This window comes from Paenibacillus sp. 23TSA30-6, from assembly GCF_014858585.1.
Taxonomy (GTDB): Bacteria; Bacillota; Bacilli; order Paenibacillales; family Paenibacillaceae; genus Paenibacillus.
In genome coordinates, this window is record NZ_SLTL01000012.1 from 30,037 (window position 1) to 48,185 (window position 18,149).

20 protein-coding genes and 1 pseudogene are annotated in these 18,149 nt (G+C 45.6%); 6 read left to right on the top strand and 15 right to left on the bottom strand.

What is annotated here, in order from left to right; all coding sequences use genetic code 11:
* Positions 1-27: 27 nt before the first annotated feature.
* Entirely contained in the window at positions 28-1,059 is a 1,032-nt protein-coding gene (locus tag E0698_RS12985) for a glycosyl hydrolase (RefSeq protein ID WP_192511837.1), read from the top strand.
* 76 nt (positions 1,060-1,135) lie between these two features.
* Here E0698_RS12985 and E0698_RS12990 read toward each other — a convergent pair whose 3' ends face one another.
* The 3 genes from E0698_RS12990 to E0698_RS13000 form a co-directional block, all read right to left on the bottom strand.
* Positions 1,136-1,351: a hypothetical protein gene (locus E0698_RS12990; protein ID WP_025685324.1), complete on the bottom strand. Its 216-nt coding sequence runs from the start codon at positions 1,349-1,351 to the stop codon at positions 1,136-1,138.
* A gap of 155 nt (positions 1,352-1,506) precedes the next feature.
* Complete coding sequence (locus tag E0698_RS12995; RefSeq protein WP_192511838.1) at positions 1,507-2,610, bottom strand: glycerol dehydrogenase; 1,104 nt, start codon at positions 2,608-2,610, stop codon at positions 1,507-1,509.
* Positions 2,611-2,743: 133 nt separating this feature from the next.
* The gene (locus E0698_RS13000) at positions 2,744-3,292 is read right to left on the bottom strand and encodes a GNAT family N-acetyltransferase (RefSeq protein WP_192511839.1); all 549 of its coding nucleotides are present in this window, start codon (positions 3,290-3,292) and stop codon (positions 2,744-2,746) included.
* Between the two features lie 349 nt (positions 3,293-3,641).
* Between E0698_RS13000 and E0698_RS13005 the strand changes: the two are divergent.
* A pseudogene (locus E0698_RS13005) lies at positions 3,642-3,809 on the top strand (excalibur calcium-binding domain-containing protein); the annotation flags it as partial.
* A gap of 70 nt (positions 3,810-3,879) precedes the next feature.
* Here the strand turns inward: E0698_RS13005 and E0698_RS13010 are convergent.
* The 3 genes from E0698_RS13010 to E0698_RS13020 form a co-directional block, all read right to left on the bottom strand.
* The gene (locus E0698_RS13010) at positions 3,880-4,866 is read right to left on the bottom strand and encodes a ketoacyl-ACP synthase III (protein WP_192511840.1); all 987 of its coding nucleotides are present in this window, start codon (positions 4,864-4,866) and stop codon (positions 3,880-3,882) included.
* A gap of 53 nt (positions 4,867-4,919) precedes the next feature.
* On the bottom strand, positions 4,920-5,270 hold the full coding sequence (locus tag E0698_RS13015; RefSeq protein ID WP_044648241.1) for a hypothetical protein: 351 nt from the start codon (positions 5,268-5,270) through the stop codon (positions 4,920-4,922).
* Positions 5,271-5,462: 192 nt separating this feature from the next.
* Positions 5,463-6,116: a cell wall hydrolase gene (locus tag E0698_RS13020; RefSeq protein WP_025685330.1), complete on the bottom strand. Its 654-nt coding sequence runs from the start codon at positions 6,114-6,116 to the stop codon at positions 5,463-5,465.
* Between the two features lie 580 nt (positions 6,117-6,696).
* Here E0698_RS13020 and E0698_RS13025 point away from each other — a divergent pair.
* Both E0698_RS13025 and E0698_RS13030 read left to right on the top strand, forming a co-directional pair.
* The gene (locus tag E0698_RS13025) at positions 6,697-7,368 is read left to right on the top strand and encodes a cupin domain-containing protein (RefSeq protein ID WP_192511841.1); all 672 of its coding nucleotides are present in this window, start codon (positions 6,697-6,699) and stop codon (positions 7,366-7,368) included.
* Positions 7,369-7,474: 106 nt separating this feature from the next.
* Positions 7,475-7,705 carry a hypothetical protein gene (locus E0698_RS13030; protein ID WP_134913520.1) on the top strand — a complete coding sequence of 77 codons (231 nt, stop codon included), beginning with the start codon at positions 7,475-7,477 and terminating at the stop codon, positions 7,703-7,705.
* A gap of 202 nt (positions 7,706-7,907) precedes the next feature.
* On the opposite strand, the gene E0698_RS27320 is transcribed toward E0698_RS13030, so the two are convergent.
* Entirely contained in the window at positions 7,908-8,030 is a 123-nt protein-coding gene (locus E0698_RS27320; RefSeq protein ID WP_014282395.1) for a hypothetical protein, read from the bottom strand.
* Between the two features lie 170 nt (positions 8,031-8,200).
* Here E0698_RS27320 and E0698_RS13035 point away from each other — a divergent pair, with 170 nt between their 5' ends.
* Complete coding sequence (locus E0698_RS13035) at positions 8,201-8,470, top strand: YuzF family protein (protein ID WP_134913519.1); 270 nt, start codon at positions 8,201-8,203, stop codon at positions 8,468-8,470.
* Between the two features lie 73 nt (positions 8,471-8,543).
* On the opposite strand, the gene E0698_RS13040 is transcribed toward E0698_RS13035, so the two are convergent.
* Positions 8,544-10,133 carry a GH25 family lysozyme gene (locus E0698_RS13040; protein ID WP_192511842.1) on the bottom strand — a complete coding sequence of 530 codons (1,590 nt, stop codon included), beginning with the start codon at positions 10,131-10,133 and terminating at the stop codon, positions 8,544-8,546.
* Positions 10,134-10,329: 196 nt separating this feature from the next.
* Positions 10,330-11,391 carry a YeiH family protein gene (locus E0698_RS13045; RefSeq protein ID WP_192511843.1) on the bottom strand — a complete coding sequence of 354 codons (1,062 nt, stop codon included), beginning with the start codon at positions 11,389-11,391 and terminating at the stop codon, positions 10,330-10,332.
* A 118-nt stretch (positions 11,392-11,509) separates the two neighbouring features.
* On the opposite strand from E0698_RS13045, the gene E0698_RS13050 reads away from it, so the two are divergent.
* Positions 11,510-12,397, top strand: coding sequence for a LysR family transcriptional regulator (locus E0698_RS13050; RefSeq protein ID WP_192511844.1), 888 nt, complete (start codon positions 11,510-11,512; stop codon positions 12,395-12,397).
* A 43-nt stretch (positions 12,398-12,440) separates the two neighbouring features.
* On the opposite strand, the gene E0698_RS27325 is transcribed toward E0698_RS13050, so the two are convergent.
* The 6 genes from E0698_RS27325 to E0698_RS13075 form a co-directional block, all read right to left on the bottom strand.
* Positions 12,441-12,566 carry a hypothetical protein gene (locus E0698_RS27325; protein WP_257721130.1) on the bottom strand — a complete coding sequence of 42 codons (126 nt, stop codon included), beginning with the start codon at positions 12,564-12,566 and terminating at the stop codon, positions 12,441-12,443.
* Between the two features lie 26 nt (positions 12,567-12,592).
* A complete protein-coding gene (locus E0698_RS13055; protein ID WP_149093348.1) occupies positions 12,593-12,940 on the bottom strand; it encodes an HDIG domain-containing metalloprotein in 348 nt (115 codons plus the stop codon).
* Positions 12,941-13,280: 340 nt separating this feature from the next.
* Positions 13,281-14,858 carry a glycoside hydrolase family 43 protein gene (locus E0698_RS13060; protein ID WP_192511845.1) on the bottom strand — a complete coding sequence of 526 codons (1,578 nt, stop codon included), beginning with the start codon at positions 14,856-14,858 and terminating at the stop codon, positions 13,281-13,283.
* On the bottom strand, positions 14,824-15,828 hold the full coding sequence (locus E0698_RS13065) for a pectinesterase family protein (RefSeq protein WP_192511846.1): 1,005 nt from the start codon (positions 15,826-15,828) through the stop codon (positions 14,824-14,826). Before E0698_RS13065 ends, E0698_RS13060 begins: the two co-directional genes overlap by 35 nt.
* 25 nt (positions 15,829-15,853) lie before the next feature.
* Positions 15,854-16,738 carry a prolyl oligopeptidase family serine peptidase gene (locus E0698_RS13070; RefSeq protein ID WP_192511847.1) on the bottom strand — a complete coding sequence of 295 codons (885 nt, stop codon included), beginning with the start codon at positions 16,736-16,738 and terminating at the stop codon, positions 15,854-15,856.
* Between the two features lie 49 nt (positions 16,739-16,787).
* Positions 16,788-18,149 (bottom strand): glycoside hydrolase family 28 protein, encoded by a 1,362-nt coding sequence (locus tag E0698_RS13075; protein WP_192511848.1) that lies wholly within the window; start codon positions 18,147-18,149, stop codon positions 16,788-16,790.

Sequence of the window (18,149 nt, forward strand, 5' to 3'; positions counted from 1 at the left end):
TCATGATGTCATCAAAGGAGGAGCGCCATGAAATCTCACTCAATACGCTTTTGGTTACAAAGGGTGCTACTGCTACTACTTGTTTTACTATTCAGTGTCTCTCAGCAATCGTTCATTATAGCTGATGCCGCTCCGCCTGTTAATTCCCGGGCCTCTGCCAAAGCCAGGCAACTACTTACCTACCTTTCCAATGTGCCAGAGGGTACGCTAATCTCCGGGCAGCATGATTATTTGGAGGCACCGGATGAACAAAACAACAAGTTACAACAAATCAGCGGACAATATGCAGGACTCCATGGCTATGAGTTTGGAGGACTAGCCAATCAGTCCCATGCAGCCTTACAAGAGCAGCGTCAGCGTGTTGTGGACAGTGCTATTCAGTGGAGCCAGTCCGGCGGAATTGTAGCTGTTACCTTTCATCAAGCGTTACCAGGTAAACCCAAAACGTGGAAAAACGTGCAAACCAAGCTTAGTCAGGCTGAATTTAATCACTACATCACGCCGGGTACCCCGCAATATCGACAACTGATTGCAGATATTGATGAGGTCGCACTTTCCCTCAAAACGTTGCGGGACGCAGATGTACCTGTTCTGTGGAGACCCTATCATGAAATGAACGGCAACTGGTTCTGGTGGGGAAACAAACAAAATTACGTCCAGCTCTGGAATGTGATGTATGACCGATTCGTTAATGTTCATCATCTAGATAATCTGTTATGGGTATGGAGTCCGAATGCACCGAACGCATACAGCACACCGTACAATGGGACTTTTCCAGGCATAAACAGAGTGGATATTCTCGCAGCTGACATTTACAACAATGATTACAAAGCCTCTTATTACACCGGACTGCTCAAGCTTGCACAAGGCAAGCCGATTGGAATTGGAGAAAGTAATATTCTGCCGAGCGCCAATGTGCTAAAAAATCAACCCACCTGGGCTTATGCCATGACATGGGGAAAGGAACTATCCACAACCAATTCGCAATCAACGATCAGAACATTTATGAATCAAAATAATATTATCACACGGGACCTTCTGAACGAGGCCCTGCGCTGAAATAGCAAAAAAAAAGCTTCAACTTCGCTCTATGAGTGAAATTGAAGCTTTTTTGAGTCTAACCAAGCCAAGCGCTTTAACTATTTCTAATCACTTCTTCCAGATCAATATCGGCATACGCCTCTTCACCGAGATGCACAGATACAATGGTATAGATCCGCTTGGTCAGTCTCGACATCAGTCGATCTCCCGGTGCTACTGAGTATTCTTCCCGATAATCACCAATTTTGTGAAAACCGCTGGACATATGGATGTACAAGCTGCCTCTTCGTGTTTTACCATGTACCAACATCAAATCTCCTCCTGCTGTAACCATTCCTAATTACATCTGTTACATGTATATCGGTCAGAATAAGATATGATATAAGTCCGCGCTAAAGCCAAATGGGCCTGCCCGTAATAGGACAGACCCGTTTGGTAAAAGTATTTTCGTACTTAAGAAAAAAACTATCCCTGATAGGATTCTGCAATCGCATTCGCCGCAATGATGGCGTTGTACACGTCAGCAGGACTGACCGGAAACGGCATATTGACCATCGTATCATTCGATGCACAGGCAGCTTCCGCCACTTGACGCCATTCAGCCTCGACAAATTCCTCAACACCCAAATCACGAAGCGTCAAAGGAAGACCTACGTCCTTAACCAGTTTGATGACAGTATCCAGTTCTTCTTTCGGCGCATTTTCCAGTACAAGCTGAGTTAGCAAGCCGAATGTGACCTTCTCGCCATGCTGTGCTTTATGCAGTGAAGGTACGGCCGTCATGCCATTATGAATCGCATGCGCTGCTGCCAACCCACCTGATTCCGCACCAACACCACTCAGATAAATTGTCGCTTCAATGGTATCCTCCACCGCGCGAGTATATACTTTACGATCCACCGCAAGCTTGGCCTTCACGGCATTTTCCAGCAACGTATCATAACAGAGACGGGCCAGTCCCAGCCCTGTGGTGGAAGGCTTGTTCAGTACCAGGTTGTCCCCGTTGGACTGATAACAAGCCCGCGCTTCAAAATAAGTAGCCAGCGCATCGCCGATCCCGGCTGCAAAGAAACGTGCAGGCGCCGCTGCCAAAATGCCCGTATCCGCCAGTACAACGTCGGGATTGGTTGGTAGGAACAAATATTCATCAAAGGAGCCGTCTTTCTTGTAGATAACCGCGAGGGCAGTACAAGGGGCATCCGTAGAAGCAATCGTCGGGAAAATAACGACAGGCAGCTTTTCATAATAAGCCGTTGCCTTAGCGGTATCCAGCGTTTTACCGCCGCCGATCCCTATAATGATGTTAGCGCTATGCTTACGCACCAATTCCCGGTTACGCTCAATTTCTTCTTTAGTACATTCATATTGGAATTTCTCGAAAATGGCCTGATTGCCAGCCGCTTCAATAGAAGCGCCAGCCTCCTTTTGCGCCTTTTCGAGTATAAACTCATCACAAATAATAAAGGCTTTATCGCCATAATCCTTAATGTAGTCATTTAACGACGAGAGCAGATTCTGGCCAGAAATAAATTTCTTGGGTGAAGTAACGGACCTTACGACGTTTGTCATGTAAATTCCTCCTCAGCTTTGACTCATACCGAAAACACGATGTATTTCAGTACGTGACAACTTAACTATAAACCTCTTTTGAATCTGTTAAAAGACTGTTTATGGAATATTTTATGAACAAATTGTGTATCTCTCAAACTTTAATGCTTTCATTCCATTCGGAATACAGCATCCCCATCATAATACGGTCGTAACTGTTGCCATCACGAAGAACAGCCGAACGAACCCTGCCCTCAAACTGGAAACCCGCCTTTTCGTAGGTTCGAATGGCCTGTTTATTATACTCAATAACATCCAGACCTACCCGATTCAAATTTAATTCGTAAAAGGCATAACGAAGAATGAGGCTCACCGCTTCCGCACCGTATCCCTTCCCACGGTAGTCCGTATTGCCTATGCCAATCGCCAACTGGCCGATCCGATTATTCCACTCAATCCCGTGAATGGCAACAAATCCGATCAGGACATCATCTTCTAACGTTCTCAACCGGAAATAGACTTCGTTCGAACTGGGTGAACCTTCCGATTCCATTTGCTTCAGCGTATAAGGAAGTGCCAGGTCCGTATCCACATTTCGCAGATACTCCGCATCCTCTCCCCATTTGAACATCGTTTCGGCATCTTCTTCCCTGACAGCGGATAGTTTAATCCGATCCCCATAAAATAAATTTCCGATTGTCATGACACTCCATCTCCTGTTTTATGTTGTCCCATTTTCGCTCTAGCTATTATGCTATTAAACGTCCGCAATATAAGCCCCCTCAGGAATTCAATGTATAAACTTTACAAAACAATCGGACAAAACACAAACAAATATCCATAAACTATCTACTCATCCTTTTTTATAGAAAAATATTCCTGGTTCTGATAGACTATAACCAGTCTAATCCCTACATATTTGTATAAAGGACCGGGACTATAGTCATGAACAGAAAGGAAGAGTAAGGATGAACAAACAATCCAAAATCGTCTCCATCGCACTGGCATCGGCTCTAGTATTCAGCGTTTCTTTTCAATTCGCCCCCACCGTAGAGGCCAAAAAATCAAAAAAATCCCACAAATCAGCTACGCAAAGTTCCGTCTATTACAAAAACTGTACAGCTGTTAAAAAGGCAGGTAAAGCACCTCTCTACAAAGGTGATCCCGGCTACCGCTCAGCACTCGACCGTGATCATGACGGAATTGCCTGCGAAAAATAATCTCTCATTACATTTGAATGGGTATAATGCACAAAAAGACCTTGCGGCCGCAAGGTCTTTTTCATATTTCTTAATATTTATAAAGCAAAGCAACCAACTGATATCCGGCTCCAATTGTCCAGAACAGCACATAATCACCGCGCCGGATGCGACCGGATTCAATCCCTTCATACAAGGCAATGAACGGGCTGCTGGTACCCGTGTAGCCATAACGATCACCCACATAGATCATTTGGGCGTCCTCCAGCTTCAAGTGCTCCTGAATCTTCAATACATTTGCCAGCGAAAACTGAGACAGGCAATAAGCCCGTACATCCTGAGGCGCCAGTCCGTTCTTCTTCAAAATGCGTTCAAGCAGCTCAAATGTAGGGGGCAAGGCCATATTAGCGTCAAACGGAAGCCACTGAATATATTTTCCCGGAGCATCTGCTTGGAGTGTTGCCGCTAATCCCTGAGCCGGGTACAAAATTTTATCTATGTTGACCGGGTCCGTAAAATACATAGAATCCATAAAACCTGTATCCTCTTCTGTACGCTCCAAAATAACCGCACAAGCGGCATCCCCATAATTCGCATAAGTAATTTCATCCTCAGGGCCAGAAACGAGTGAATTATAATCCGAACCAATGATAAGTGCTGTCCTCACATCAGGATTAGACAGCATAGAGCGGCTAGCTTGATCGACTGCCACCGTCATGCCTGCACAATTCGCGTTAGAATCCATGACAACCACGTCATGTCTGGCCTCAATCGCTTGATGAATAAATAGGGCATTCATAGGGAACAGTGACTCTGGGACTTGGGTGGAAAACACGATCATGTCCACATCACAGCCTGTCATTTGAGCTTGATCCAGCGCTTTCTTGGCAGCCGCGATCCCCATCGTCAAACCGTTCTCATGCGGGCTATCAATAATGTAACGCTTTTTCCTGCCCATATGTTCCATGAAGCGCCGAATATCTTTGCCCTGTTCATCAAAATGACGAATATAATATTCGTTATCCACCGAATGAGGCGGATGATACACACCCAATGCTTTAATTTTAATATGGCTCATCAGCAGGTTCCCCCTTACACATTCATCTCGCTGTTTATCACCGCTTCAGAGCATTATTGTACGACGACATCTACGTTATTTAATCCCGCTTCACGTGCTACACGACCGAGTTGCATTTTAATAATCGTTTGTTGAAGGCTGATAACAAAAATCACTTTGGCAAACCCGGTTTCTTTATACCGTACAAAAGAACCTTTCAGTTTTTCTACTTCTTCCGGTCCCAGCAGTGCCATTTGGGTGCAGTCTACTTTGAGCGTAAAGCTGGATGACTGAATGGAGGATGTCTTGGATGCATACTCTTTGACAAAGTTATCATACTCAGTCGGGCTAAACACACCGTTCACCGCCATATGTACCGTTTTAATGGTTTGATCCACTTCGATGCTGTAAGGATTTTGACTCATTTCAGTAAGACTCCTTTGAATTCATATTTTTTGTCTATTAAGATTATCGGAAAAATATGTAGAAATTTTAATATTAAAATAGATAAATCGACACTAATATATTACAAATTTGTGAATATGAAAAAAAGCCGCCACTGCTCCTGACTACAGGGAGCAACTGGCGGCTGACGAGTGACGTGTTCTTACGTTGAATTAATTTGTAAACGTGTGGCGGCCAAGAGAAATGACAGCCGGGCGACTCTTGCTCCACTTGGCTGTGGCAATGGCCGGATTGTAATAAAACAGGGACCCGTTCGTCGGATCAACACCATTAAGAGCCTGTCTTGCCGCACGATACGCGGTCTTGTTCGGTTTCAGGCGGTATTGACCATCCTGTACAGCGGTGAACTGGCCTGGCTGCAAAATAACGTCTGGAATTGAGCTCGGAAATTCATTGGACTGCACACGGTTTAATACGACCGCGCCCACGGCTACCTGCCCTTGAAAAGATTCCCCGCGTGCCTCGGCATAAATAATCCGGGCTAATTGCTCCAAAGCTGTTAAACGCACCTTTCCGAAGGAATCCAGCTTGGCTTGCGTTGCTGCTCCGGCTACACCGTCGGGTGTAAGGCCATAGTCCCGTTGGAAACGGGCAACCGCTTTACTGGTCAGAGAGCCGTAATATCCGGTAAAACCGGCTTTGAAATAGCCGAGCGAATGAAGCTGCTGTTGAAGCTTCAGCACCTGCTCACTCTGAGCCCCTTTCGTCAACGCTGACGATTGCGCTTGTACTTGTCCTGGCGTAACCGACAACACAGCGCCCAGCATACATGCGCAGGACAGGACCAACATAGATAATTTTTTCATATTCCAGACAACCTCCTCTTTCTTGTTTTGTCCGGTACAACCATTCCGGCCTGTACAACTCAGGGGCGTTTATCCGATGATGTTTCTTCTGCTATAGCTTATGCCTAGCTGCGGAAATGACGCGTTGCTACTACGGAATCGGACAAAGATGCTCTCACACGTCCGTTGCAGTATACCACAAGCCGCATTTACGTATCATCCGGCTCTGGTCCTATGACTGCGCATACAAATAAACGCCAGCCGTAACGGACTGACGTGCACTAGGAGCAATTGATCATGTTTAGATACCACTTGAAAACGTGACTTTTTTCGCTATTTTTCTTCTTTAGCTCCACTGGGAAAGGAATCTGTCGTCTTCTTATTCGAATTACGTTTCTCTACTATGTATAAATTTCTGCATCTGCTTTTTCCTCCTGTACTTGGATTCTGGTTCCCTATACTCAACAATCCAATACCATCCTTATATTGTAATGGATTTCCTGTAAGTTGGAAAACCATCCCTTGCACACAACATTGGGCGGATGCATAGGGTAGCGTACGATCATCAAATTTTTGAATAGCAGAAAGGCAGGAACGACGCGTGGATTCATATATGGATTACACCTCTCCCTCCGCTCAATTTACTTATGATTTAAAAGACAATGTTTTGTTTCAAAAGGATGCTCAAAACTCCATCAATGAGCTTTCGGTTCAGCAATTGAATACATTAGTAAATACATCGCTACTGGATATTCGCCTGAGCACCGCCAACGTCATAGAGCCTCACTACCACCAAAATGCCACAGAGCTGGTATACTGCATCTCTGGGGCGGTGACCGTGTCACTAATTAACCCGTTCACACGCGAGTTACGGCATTTTCCGATCACGCCTGGTCAAGTGGTTAATGTTCCCCAGGGATGGTGGCACTACGAGGTCGCCACAATGGATGATACTCATTTGTTAGCGATTTTTAATGCCCCCATCCCCGAATTCATTCTCGGCTCCGATATTTTGCGGTTAACGCCAGGCAACATTCTGGCTCATACCTACTGCCTGAATGAGAATAAGATTCAGGAAGCACTCGCTCCTATCAAAAAAACTGTGATCATCGGTCCACCCAATGACTGCAAGCACCAGCAGACCAAAAAGCCGGGAATACATGTGAGACTTGCCGATACTCCCCCTCACCAGCAGGCTACCCCGGAAAGGACCTATGCCCCTACAGACGTATATCCCGGCTTCGCCTTTAACCCTTATCACGAATGGGCCTAACCCGATAAGATCATAAATCGGTGGGAATGCCTTCTCCCTGTATATTAGCCGTTACCGTTACATCATTCCTCTCATAAAATGCGAATGTACAAGAGGGGGTGATTGAATGGACGCTTATTACAACTGCTTGGGCTGTATGAACAGAAGGGTACGTGTTTTGACCGTGGACGGACAACAGCACGAAGGAACCATCGTGAAGGTGGATCGCAATAACGTGTACTTAAAAAGAGAATCAAACGGGCGTGTTCAGACGTCTGCTTTTTATCCTGGCTATGGATATGGTAATCAAATTTTAACCTTGAGCCTGTTCACCCTGTTGGCAATTGCTTTAATTTAAGTCCACTGCACCCATCAAGCCCTGTCTACCAAACCAATTGACACCTTTTATGACAGCTGCAACCCCTGACACTCATTCGTCAGGAGTTGGCAGCTGCTATTTGAGGTGTTTTACTATACAAGCAAGTCACATGAATCCCTTAAAACGCTTAAATCCCCCACCAGTTATGCACCGGTGAGGGATTTAATACACTCATTTCAATTTAGATCCATAACGACTTGGTGATGATGACCAGCAGAATGAACAGTACCAGGATAGCCCCTGTCGATGTCCAACCTCCATAGCCTCCAACTTGACCGCCACAACCTCTTTCGCATTCACCCATGGATAAGTTCCTCCTTCATTTCAAGGTACATCATAGCTTATGTATAGAGGTTTCCTATGGACCGGGCTTATCGGCAATGAAATGATTCTCTCCGTCGACTGGGCATCCGCCTACACCCTTTCTGGGCAGGAGCATAAGATATCACAATTAACCCTGAAGGAGTGAAGCAATTGAATCCGAATCAAGCGCTCAATTACAGTACGAATCAACCTTTTCCCCATCACCACCATACCCCGCATCATATCATGGTAAGCCCTGTAGACCCGTATGTGGTAGAAACATTAAAATCGGTCATTGGCAAATATGTTGTACTGGAGACCACACGCGGCAGAATTGACGGATGTGTAGTGGACTGTAAACCTGATCATGTCATTTTGGATGTATACGGAAAGAAATTCTTTGTCCGGATCTGCGAAATCGTATGGATTATGCCCAACTAGACGATTAGACGCCAAAAATCCTCGCCGATCCTATACCGGATTCGCGAGGATTTACGATCGTCACAAGCTTCTGCTATTCAATATCTCCTGCCAGCGAAGAACGGAGTTCATCTATCGTTCCATTGAATTCATTCAAATCCACATTACCACGGATACCCGGAACACTGCCTGTGCTACTGTACTGCCAGGCCCACCAGTTGTTCCAGGCTGGAACTGCAGTCGGCTTTTGAGTCGTGCTGTATCTGGCTACCCACAGTTTATACATAGAAAATGTAGGATCAAACTTGGAAGCAAAAACATTTCCCGTATACACGATCGGCAGACGTCCGGTAAGCTTCTCCGTTTCGTCCAAAAACGCATGAGCCACTTCACTAATTTGCGCAGGAGTAAGACCTTTGGGATTATTTTCATAATCCAACACTGGCGGCAGATCCAACCTGCCTCCTGCTGATTCTAAAGCCCTGGCAAAATTAGCTGCTTCCTGACGAGCACCATCCGTAGTTGTCGCGTTCAAAAAGTGATAAGCGCCGACCAGTATGCTGGCATCCCTCGCTCCCTGAACATTGGCTAAAAATTGATTGTCTTGATATGTTGTCCCCTCTGTAGCCTTGATGAAAGCAAATGTCTTGCCTGCGGCCGCAACCTGTTGCCAATCTATAGTTCCATTATAGTGGGAGACATCGATTCCTTGAGCATGTCCGTCGGAAGAGATGACAGGCTCAGGTACGATCGTATCGGGGGCTATAGTAGATGTAACAGGCGCAGTAGAAGTTAGTCCCGCTGTTTCATCTGATTTCCGATCCAGCGCTATGACAATCTTGCCGTCACCCGCGTTTAGCACATGGAAAGGTTGATTACTATTCAGGTCAACCACAATACGTACCGCAGCGGGACTTGTGCTAAATAAAGAGTATCTTACTTGTGAAACATCCGGATCATCTGTTACAGGGAAAGCCCCTTGTGTCGTATTGTCCAAAGGTAGAGATGCTTGGAACTCATCGGAGAACCTAGAACTAGGTATGTCTACAACGATGCGGTCTGCATGGGTCAACGTAGTGACTTTAGGACTTACTTTTCCATTCACCGTAATTGCCAATTGATGATTCATGAAGCTGATTTGGTCTATCGTGGCACGTGTACTCTCTTCTGCAACAGTTACAGTATTAGTTATAGCCGCCTGAGTACCAGAATCGGAGCTTCCATGGGAAGACTCGCTACTTCCGCTTGAGTCAGGCGGGGAAGTCAGAAACACCGTTTTTAGCTTGCTGTTCCATGTCACATTAAGCCCAGTCTGTTCAGATACAAAACGAAGCGGAACATAAGTTGTTCCGTCTGTAAGTAGTGGAGCTACCGTCAACCCCATTTGATGACCATCGACAGAGGCTATAGTTTTATTTACCTGAAGACTGAGGTGATGATCTCGATCCTGTATAGTTACGGTACCCGTCTTGGCCTTCCAATCCACACTATAACCTAATTCCTCCACAATGAGACGAAGAGGAACTAATATGTTTCCTTTGACTTCCTGGGTCTGAATTCCCTTCCCAGCACTTAAATCTTTACCATTCAGCTCAATATGTGAACTTGAAGACGTAGCGTAAGTTTCCCCTGGAAATCCCCATAAAAACAGAAATAAAAAAGCCAAAAAACAAATTTTCTTCATTATGTACCCTACCATTCTATAAATTTTCACTTATGAAAATCTTGCAGCCTAGTATCTCAGAACCCGCCATTTTGATAGACGCAAATTATATGTAAAAGTTACGGATAAGTCATCACATATCTTAATCTTATCATTAGCAGCACTAAAAAGTCTCTGCCGGCTACATAGCGAGCAGAGACTTCTTTTGTATCTTCATTCACACTGTTAAAAATGTTAAGCCAGCAAGAATGACCGAGGTGATGGACAGCACCAGTAAAGGAAGCACCGCTTTTTCCCGCAAGGCCTTAAAGCTCACATTCAGCCCCATGCCTACCATTGCCATCGTTAGCATAAATGTGGTGATATGAGAAAGTCCATTCATCAGGCCCACTGGAACTACGATATATTTTCCGAAAATATAGCTGCCAATCAAACTTGTTATGACAAACCCAATGAGAAACCAGGGGAACTCCATTTTCGCATCCGAGTGGATCTTCCCGGTTCGCTTCATCCAGTACATGATCATAAAGCTAAGCGGTATTAGCAAAAAGACACGGCCCAATTTGGCTAGCAAGCCAATCGCGAGAGCATCCTGTCCGGCAGGCTCGGCAGCTAAAGCCACATGTGCAATTTCATGCAAACTGATGCCTGACCATATTCCATATTGCATATCCGTCAAAGGAAGCCAAGGTCGAAGCACAGTAAACAAAATGGCAAATACGGTTCCGACCAAAGCAATGAGCCCTACTCCAATAGCCGTATCCTCATCCTTGGATTTTAACAGGGGAGAAACTGCCGCAATCGCAGCCGCACCGCAGACACCTGTTCCGATACCGAGAAGAAGCGAGAGCGAAGCATCTGCTTTAAAGCGCTTGGCCAGCCACATCGTAAACAGGATGGAAAATACGACGGTGCACACATCACGCAGGAGCAAGCCCATACCATGATGAATGACAACATCCATATTGAGCTTTAGCCCGTACAATACGATAGCCCCTCGCAGCAATTTTTTAGCCGAAAACTCAACCCCTGAGCGTAAAGCTTCGGGATATCCCCACAACTGTCGGTATAAGATAGCGAGAAACATGGCGCAAGCCAAAGGGCCTACATAATGAAAGCCAGGTATTTCGTTCAGACCATACCCTATGAATGCAAATATCATGGTCAGTCCAATGCCTAAGATACGCTGGATAAAGCGATTTCGGTTAGAGTGTGGGGAACGCTTTTGTGGTAAACCGGAACCTAATGAACATTTCATGTGCTTTATGTGACTGCTCATGGTGAATACCTCCAATTCTATCTTCACAAAGCTTAATATGTATTTTGTCATAAGAAAAATAAATCATTATAATGGTATCCATAAGTAAATAGGTATGATAAAAATGGAGGAGTTGGCTTTGGATCAATCTTTAATCGTATTTGTTATGGTCGCGGAGAAACAAAACTTCACACGAGCTGCCGAAGAGTTACACATGACCCAGCCTGCCGTAAGTCAATACATTCAAACGCTGGAGCGTACCGTAGGAGCCCGGCTTCTGGAGCGAAGTAATAAATATGTGCGTTTAACCAAAGCCGGTGAAATTGTATATCACCATGCCCAGGAAATCACCCGTCTCCAAACTCGAATGCAGTATTTGGTGGACGAGCTAATGAATACGGCAAAAGGCAATCTGTCCATTGGCGCAAGCTACACGTACGGAGAGTACGTACTTCCTCATGTGATTGCGCAAATGAGAAGTCAATATCCACTCATTCAGCCCTCCATTAGCATCGGCAACACTCAGGAAATTGAAAGATTGGTGATCCGCAATCAACTGGATGTAGGGATTATTGAAGGACAATTTCAACATGACCATTTGTATATTGAACCGTTTGCAGAAGATGAAATGTATATCGTCGTTCCACATCATCACCGTTTGGCTGGTAAATCTCAAGTGAGTTTAACTGAGCTGCAAGAGGATATATGGATTCTGCGCGAAGAAGGCTCTGGAACCCGTGAAGCGGCGGAAAAGATGTTTGCACGATTTCAGTTTGCCCCTGCTCATATTATGGATTTTGGCAGCACTCAGATTATTAAAGAATCTGTAGAAGCAGGCTTGGGCATTTCTTTGCTGTCACAATGGACGATTCAAAAGGAACTCACCTTGGACACTTTAAAAGTGTTGGATATAAGCGGCTTCCCGATCGTTCGGAAGTTCTCTTTTCTGACTCCTTCTGAGGTATTCGAAACGAAAGCGGCCTCTGTTTTTTTAGAGGTTTTGCGAGGTTATAACGTGAAAAGATGAAGCTCAAAAGCCATGAAAAAAAGCACCCGGAAGGCGCTTGAACTTACTCGAATAAATCGGTGACGGCTCCTTCGGGCTCTTTTAATAAAGACTGTCTGGCTTCTAATAACCAGGGATGCACAACCTTCATTTTCTCTTTATTGCTCCATACATGGTTAAAATAAATCATAATCGCTTCATCCAACAAATGATTGTTTACACTCGTCCAAAAATCTGAATAGCCATCTCTCTGGACAGCTTTTGATGCAGGATATACGGAAATGCTAATTCTTCTTCTAAAATGGGGATATGTAATGCCTGTGCTACAGCTACTTTATCTTCATTGGGGATAATAGTACCTATATCGTGCAGCCACCCCGCTCGTTCAGCTATGACCGGATCAGCATGAAATTGTAGAGCCAGTGCTTTGGCTTCATGGGCTACCTTCGTACAATGCACCCACGTAGCTTCAGCGTTATGTTTGTTAAAGAGCTTCTCTACGTCCAAAAAAAGATCCCCTGAAAATTCAAGCCCTGCAATGTATTGATGTAACACGGGATTCATGGATTATTCCCCCTCTTCGCTTATTCCGATGATTTTACTATAAAATGTACATAACGCGCCACTGCGCAGGCAGATGGTCTTCCCATCGCTGTTGCTGCTTGTGGAGCACTATTCCGGCTACTCCGTTTTTCATGTATATCTTTCGTTCAGCTCATATCATGAAAAAAATCCAAAAGCCCCTTGCTTGAAAGCAAGGAGCCCGCTCCTTCGATTCCATCGGATGACTGCGGTTGCTTAAACAACATGTGTTGCACTTATATGTTATAGCGGCAGCCCGCCTGCTGCAATCATCAAAAAGCACAAAATGTTGGATAGACAACACAATCGTTATATTGTCATTTCAAGTGGATAGATGGTCTTGCCCATGATACAGAAAGTGGCTAAAATCGGCGTAGCTCCCTTGAAATTGTTGCATGTCGTGGGCAGCAATCCCTACAAAATTTCCTGTAAATCCACCTGATAAAAAGCTGATATTTTGCTTTTCAAAAAGCGGAGTCCAGGCGGATTCATTCCCGAGATGGTAATAAAGCTGTCCTTGGGTTGCATGGACTTCTACAGCCAAATGTACAGGAAAATCCTCCTGAAGCGTAATCGCATGGGGAACTAACGTGAATGTATCTGCTTCACATCGCATCATGCGCAGCACTTTCCCTTGTCCCTCTTCATAACTGACATAGGCATACAGATAATTTTCATCATTTAGATACAGCAGGAGCCCAGCCATTTGCAAATAGCTTACGGGTTGATATTCCAGTGCCGTTTCCACCCGAAAATGATGATCAGTTTGCCGAATGGCGAGCACGTGATGCTGAAAGAGGCTTTGAATGGATTCTCCAGCCAGAATTCGGAGATAGCCCGGACGCTGGCTCAGTGAGCACCAACGGTCATCCGCCAATATACGCAATGTGTTCCACGTTTTATTTAAAACGGGTCCCTCGAAAAAGTCTTCGAATACAAAACTGTGCTTCTGCCCTGCCGTGAAAGTGGTTCCGATAGGTGCAGGTACTTCTAATTGCGGCGTATGCCCCCCTGCCGTTAATCGCAACCAGCCTTCATCATTCCAGTACACGTGCTGCAAGGCCGTTTCTCGCCCTAAAATGGCATATTTCCCTTCCAACGGACGTGTACATAAATGAGCCATATACCAATCGCCATCTGGCGTCTGCACAAGACTGCCATGTCCTGCACATTGTAACGGGAATTCAGGACGATCACGTGACGTAAGCATCGGATTATGTGGGTCCACTTCATACGGCCCGGATAGCTGCTTCGAGCGTGCTACAGTAACTGCATGTCCCGTACCCGTTCCACCTTCCGCAGTAATAAGGTAATAATATCCGTTTTGCTTGTAGATATGGGGGGCTTCTGTCTTTTTCAAAGGCGTGCAATCAAAAATTTTCACAGGCTCACCAATAAGTTGCTGCTGCCTGCTATCGTATTCCTGCATGACAATACCTGAAGATTTATTGCTGTCCAACATGCGGTAATCCCACAATGCATTCAATAGCCATTTACGTCCGTCCTCGTCATGAAATAAAGACGGATCGAATCCACTGCTGTTAAGATAAACCGGGTCTGACCACGGTCCATGGATCGCAGGCGCCGTCATCACAAAATTATGAACATCCTTGAACGGACGTCTGGTGCTTTTCACATCCGTATAGAGCAGATAAAAAAGGTTATCCGCGTAGCTCAGCTGTGGCGCCCAAATGCTGCAATTTTTCGGATTCCCTTTTAAATCAACCTGATCCGTTAAAATATCCGTACAATGCTCCCAATGGGCCAAATCTTTGGACTGATACACCCGTACTCCCGGCAACCACTCAAACGATGACACGACAATATAGTAAGTATCCTCGACTCGTACAATACACGGATCGGGATTAAAGCCTTTTAATATGGGATTTTGGATCATCATGAGAAATTGCTCCTCCTTGCTTCCAAAAAGTGTCTCCACCAAAAACCTGCTCCTTGCTCCACGCTTCTGCGCCTGCTTCAAAACAACCCGCCCACGGAACACGCTGCCTAAGCAACGAGGCAACATCAGATACACCATACTCCTTATAGCAAACCGTTTTCTCATTTGCAGCATCGTCCCAATTGTCCCAACCCCGTGGATCAATATGTTCGCCCATTTTACAATCCACAAATACGGTCTTGGCATACTCACGCCACGGCCGCCCCAAAAATACCGGAGTAATATCAGGCTCTGCGGTTAAGTAACATTGGTTGAACACATAGCCATACGCTTGTCCCTGGGGAGTAGAGGCGGCTGTGACATAGCTCGTTTGGTTCTCATGATGGCGCAAACTGCGAATTTCGCAATGTTCAAAATAAGCTGTCGCCCCGCCAAAAATAAAATCGACTGTGCCCTCGATATAGCAATGCTGATAGAGCTGGCGATAGTGCGCATGATGCTCTTTCAAATGGATGCCGCCAAATTTCAGCCGTTCTTTCGGTGCCAGAGGCAGGGGGCCTGTAAATAACGTATCCTGATGCCCGCGAAAGGTACAGTTTCTAAAAACCGTTTCATCACAATGAGCATAAACCGCAACAGCCTGCCCAATGGCTTCTCCCTGTCCAGCCGTGTTGGAAATGATGAGATTTTCCAGGATCAAATGATTGCCGCCTAAAAATAAAGTGGGAGTCGCAAAGGTTCCTATTTCCTCGCCTGCCTCATCCAACTCCCTGGCATACCGATGCATTCGAATGTCTACATGTCCGATGCCTATGATATGAAGATACGAACGGTAGATCCGCACCTCTTCCTCGTAGGTACCCGATAAAATATACAGCATTTCCATTTCATTGGAAGGCGACTGCTCCAATGCAGCAATCGCCTCTTGAATCGTATGGAAATCACAAAAGGATTCTTTCCCTACCAGCATGGTTGCCCCAATCCTTTCATTGGATTTACAAGTGTTCGGCTAAAAATGATTGCCACGCCGTTCGCATTTCCAAAGTCTCCATATGCCCACCACCTGCAATCACAGGTTGCCAATGCTCAGGGTGACCTGCTTCCTGGTAAGCTTCCAGTAGCCCCTTAGCCAGATGCTCGACTCCTTCAATAGGACACATTCGATCATTTTGACCTGTTATGCTCATTCGTGGACGAGGAACAATCCGCTTTTGAATATCCAGCGTAGTAAAATGCTTTAACAAGCCGGGGACATAGGAATAGAAGCCATGGTGATCCAGACCCCTTTTGGCGATCAGCGTATGGGCATCTACCTGTCCGCAAATATCAATCGTGACCTGTATCCGCTCATCTAACGCTGCCAGCCACCACGCCATCAGGCCCCCCATTGACATGCCCATCGTTGCAATGCGAGAAGCATCAATGTCCTCACGCTCACACATATAATCCACCAGACGACGGTTATCGTACAGCATCATACCCCACAGCACTTGGCCCTGCCAGAGCATTTCCTTTACCAGTTCACTTTCGGTTTTACCCCCGCGTTCATTAAAGCCCCACATGTCAATACAACAAGCGCAATAGCCCATGTCTGTCAGGATCTTGGCAAACGAGGGCTGCTGCAAGTAAGAGCTGCTATGGATAAACTCCTTGCGTCCATTGGTATAATTGCCTCCATGTGAATGGTTGAAAATGACCAATGGAAACGGACCGTTTCCATGTAATGGTATGGCTATATAAGCTGGCACAGGCTCGATTCCGTTGATGTCCAGCAGGAGAGATTCCAATTGGTATCCCTCTTGCTCCTCTTGCTTTAGCAGAGTGGCTGTAACGGGTCGATCTGCCGGAAGATCTCCCAATAATGCTTGCAGCTTATCCACGTTTTCCCTCCTTCCATGCCCCTCCTAAATCAGGATTTTTACAAAATCCTCAATTAAAAACATTTTGTTCAGAAGGTTGTATCGTCACTTGTTCAATCAGCTTTTCAGGCTGGTTTGTATTCTTCGAATGACAACGGTTGACTTCAACGCCTTCCCCGTTTTCAATATAAAAAGCAGGACCTTCATGATTCTCAATGGTCACCTGTTGAAAGCGGATATCTCTCACATTGCCTAAATAAAAACCACGGTTGTTCATATCCTCGATCCCTGTCATCATGGCAGGACGGCCGGGAATTGCATTTTTCGCCATGGAAATATCAATATTGGAAAATGTAATTTCAGCAATATATTGTTCTGCAAGTCCGTATAAGAATCCAGCAGCCGCATGAACCTGTCGTGCCGTGATATCGGAAAAATGAATCCGTCTAAAGCAAGGCGTTTCATCGGTAATTGGATAGGGATTTTTGTCCCAGACATATTTGTCTTTGCCCCGAGGTCCGCAGAAATAATAGAGATTCAGAATAAATGGACAAATCACATCTTCCATCACAATATTGCTAACGCGAATATCCTCAACGATTCCGCCGCGTCCCCGTCTTGATTTCAGGCGGATGCCCCGATCCGTTTGCTTGAACACACAATTGCTGATCGTGACATTACGAATATCTCCACTCATCTCGCTTCCCAGTACAACACCGCCATGTCCATGCACCATCGTGCAGCTGGTAATCGTAATATTTTCGCAGGGAATCCGTTCCTGTGTATCCTCGGTTCCCGCTTTGATCGCAATACAATCATCGCCCACATCAATATTGCAGTTGCTAATACGAACATTGGAACAGGATTCGGGATTAATGCCATCCGTATTGGGGGAATCCGCCGGGTTAAGAATGGACACATTGTCAATCGTGACGTTGTAGCAAGCGATGGGATTTACAGTCCAACTTGGGGAATTTTTCAACATGACATCTTTAATGGTGACCCGCTGACAACGATCAAAGCTGATTAATTTCGGTCTGGGGTACTGCAACTGCTCCGGATGATTCCGATGCTTTTCCCACCACGGCTGACCATTTCCATCCAGAGTACCGCTGCCTGTAATTGAAATATTTTCGAGGTTCTGCCCGTAAATGCACGACGCATGTACTTCTCGCTGAACGCCTTCCCATCTGGATTCTACTACAGGATAATCAACCAAATCCGTACTGAAGGAAAGAACTGCACCGGGGCTTACATGCAGTTCAATGTTACTTTTAAAAAAGATAGCCCCTGTCAGATACGTACCCGAGGGAACAAATACCGTTCCTCCCCCGGCATTGCTGGCCGCTTCAATCGCAACCGCAATCGCTCCCGTTGCTAATGTCTTACCATCCTCAATTGCTCCATAATCTACAATGTTATACACTTTCAT

What these genes read in the sequence shown, in the direction of transcription:
- E0698_RS12985 (WP_192511837.1), top strand. Translation starts at nt 28, where the DNA reads ATGAAATCTCACTCAATACGCTTTTGGTTACAAAGGGTGCTACTGCTA.
- E0698_RS12990 (WP_025685324.1), bottom strand. Translation starts at nt 1,351, where the DNA reads ATGTTGGTACATGGTAAAACACGAAGAGGCAGCTTGTACATCCATATG.
- E0698_RS12995 (WP_192511838.1), bottom strand. Translation starts at nt 2,610, where the DNA reads ATGACAAACGTCGTAAGGTCCGTTACTTCACCCAAGAAATTTATTTCT.
- E0698_RS13000 (WP_192511839.1), bottom strand. Translation starts at nt 3,292, where the DNA reads ATGACAATCGGAAATTTATTTTATGGGGATCGGATTAAACTATCCGCT.
- E0698_RS13010 (WP_192511840.1), bottom strand. Translation starts at nt 4,866, where the DNA reads ATGAGCCATATTAAAATTAAAGCATTGGGTGTGTATCATCCGCCTCAT.
- E0698_RS13015 (WP_044648241.1), bottom strand. Translation starts at nt 5,270, where the DNA reads ATGAGTCAAAATCCTTACAGCATCGAAGTGGATCAAACCATTAAAACG.
- E0698_RS13020 (WP_025685330.1), bottom strand. Translation starts at nt 6,116, where the DNA reads ATGAAAAAATTATCTATGTTGGTCCTGTCCTGCGCATGTATGCTGGGC.
- E0698_RS13030 (WP_134913520.1), top strand. Translation starts at nt 7,475, where the DNA reads ATGGACGCTTATTACAACTGCTTGGGCTGTATGAACAGAAGGGTACGT.
- E0698_RS27320 (WP_014282395.1), bottom strand. Translation starts at nt 8,030, where the DNA reads ATGGGTGAATGCGAAAGAGGTTGTGGCGGTCAAGTTGGAGGCTATGGA.
- E0698_RS13040 (WP_192511842.1), bottom strand. Translation starts at nt 10,133, where the DNA reads ATGAAGAAAATTTGTTTTTTGGCTTTTTTATTTCTGTTTTTATGGGGA.
- E0698_RS13045 (WP_192511843.1), bottom strand. Translation starts at nt 11,391, where the DNA reads ATGAGCAGTCACATAAAGCACATGAAATGTTCATTAGGTTCCGGTTTA.
- E0698_RS27325 (WP_257721130.1), bottom strand. Translation starts at nt 12,566, where the DNA reads ATGATTTATTTTAACCATGTATGGAGCAATAAAGAGAAAATGAAGGTT.
- E0698_RS13055 (WP_149093348.1), bottom strand. Translation starts at nt 12,940, where the DNA reads ATGAATCCCGTGTTACATCAATACATTGCAGGGCTTGAATTTTCAGGG.
- E0698_RS13060 (WP_192511845.1), bottom strand. Translation starts at nt 14,858, where the DNA reads ATGATGATCCAAAATCCCATATTAAAAGGCTTTAATCCCGATCCGTGT.
- E0698_RS13065 (WP_192511846.1), bottom strand. Translation starts at nt 15,828, where the DNA reads ATGCTGGTAGGGAAAGAATCCTTTTGTGATTTCCATACGATTCAAGAG.
- E0698_RS13075 (WP_192511848.1), bottom strand. Translation starts at nt 18,149, where the DNA reads ATGAAAGTGTATAACATTGTAGATTATGGAGCAATTGAGGATGGTAAG.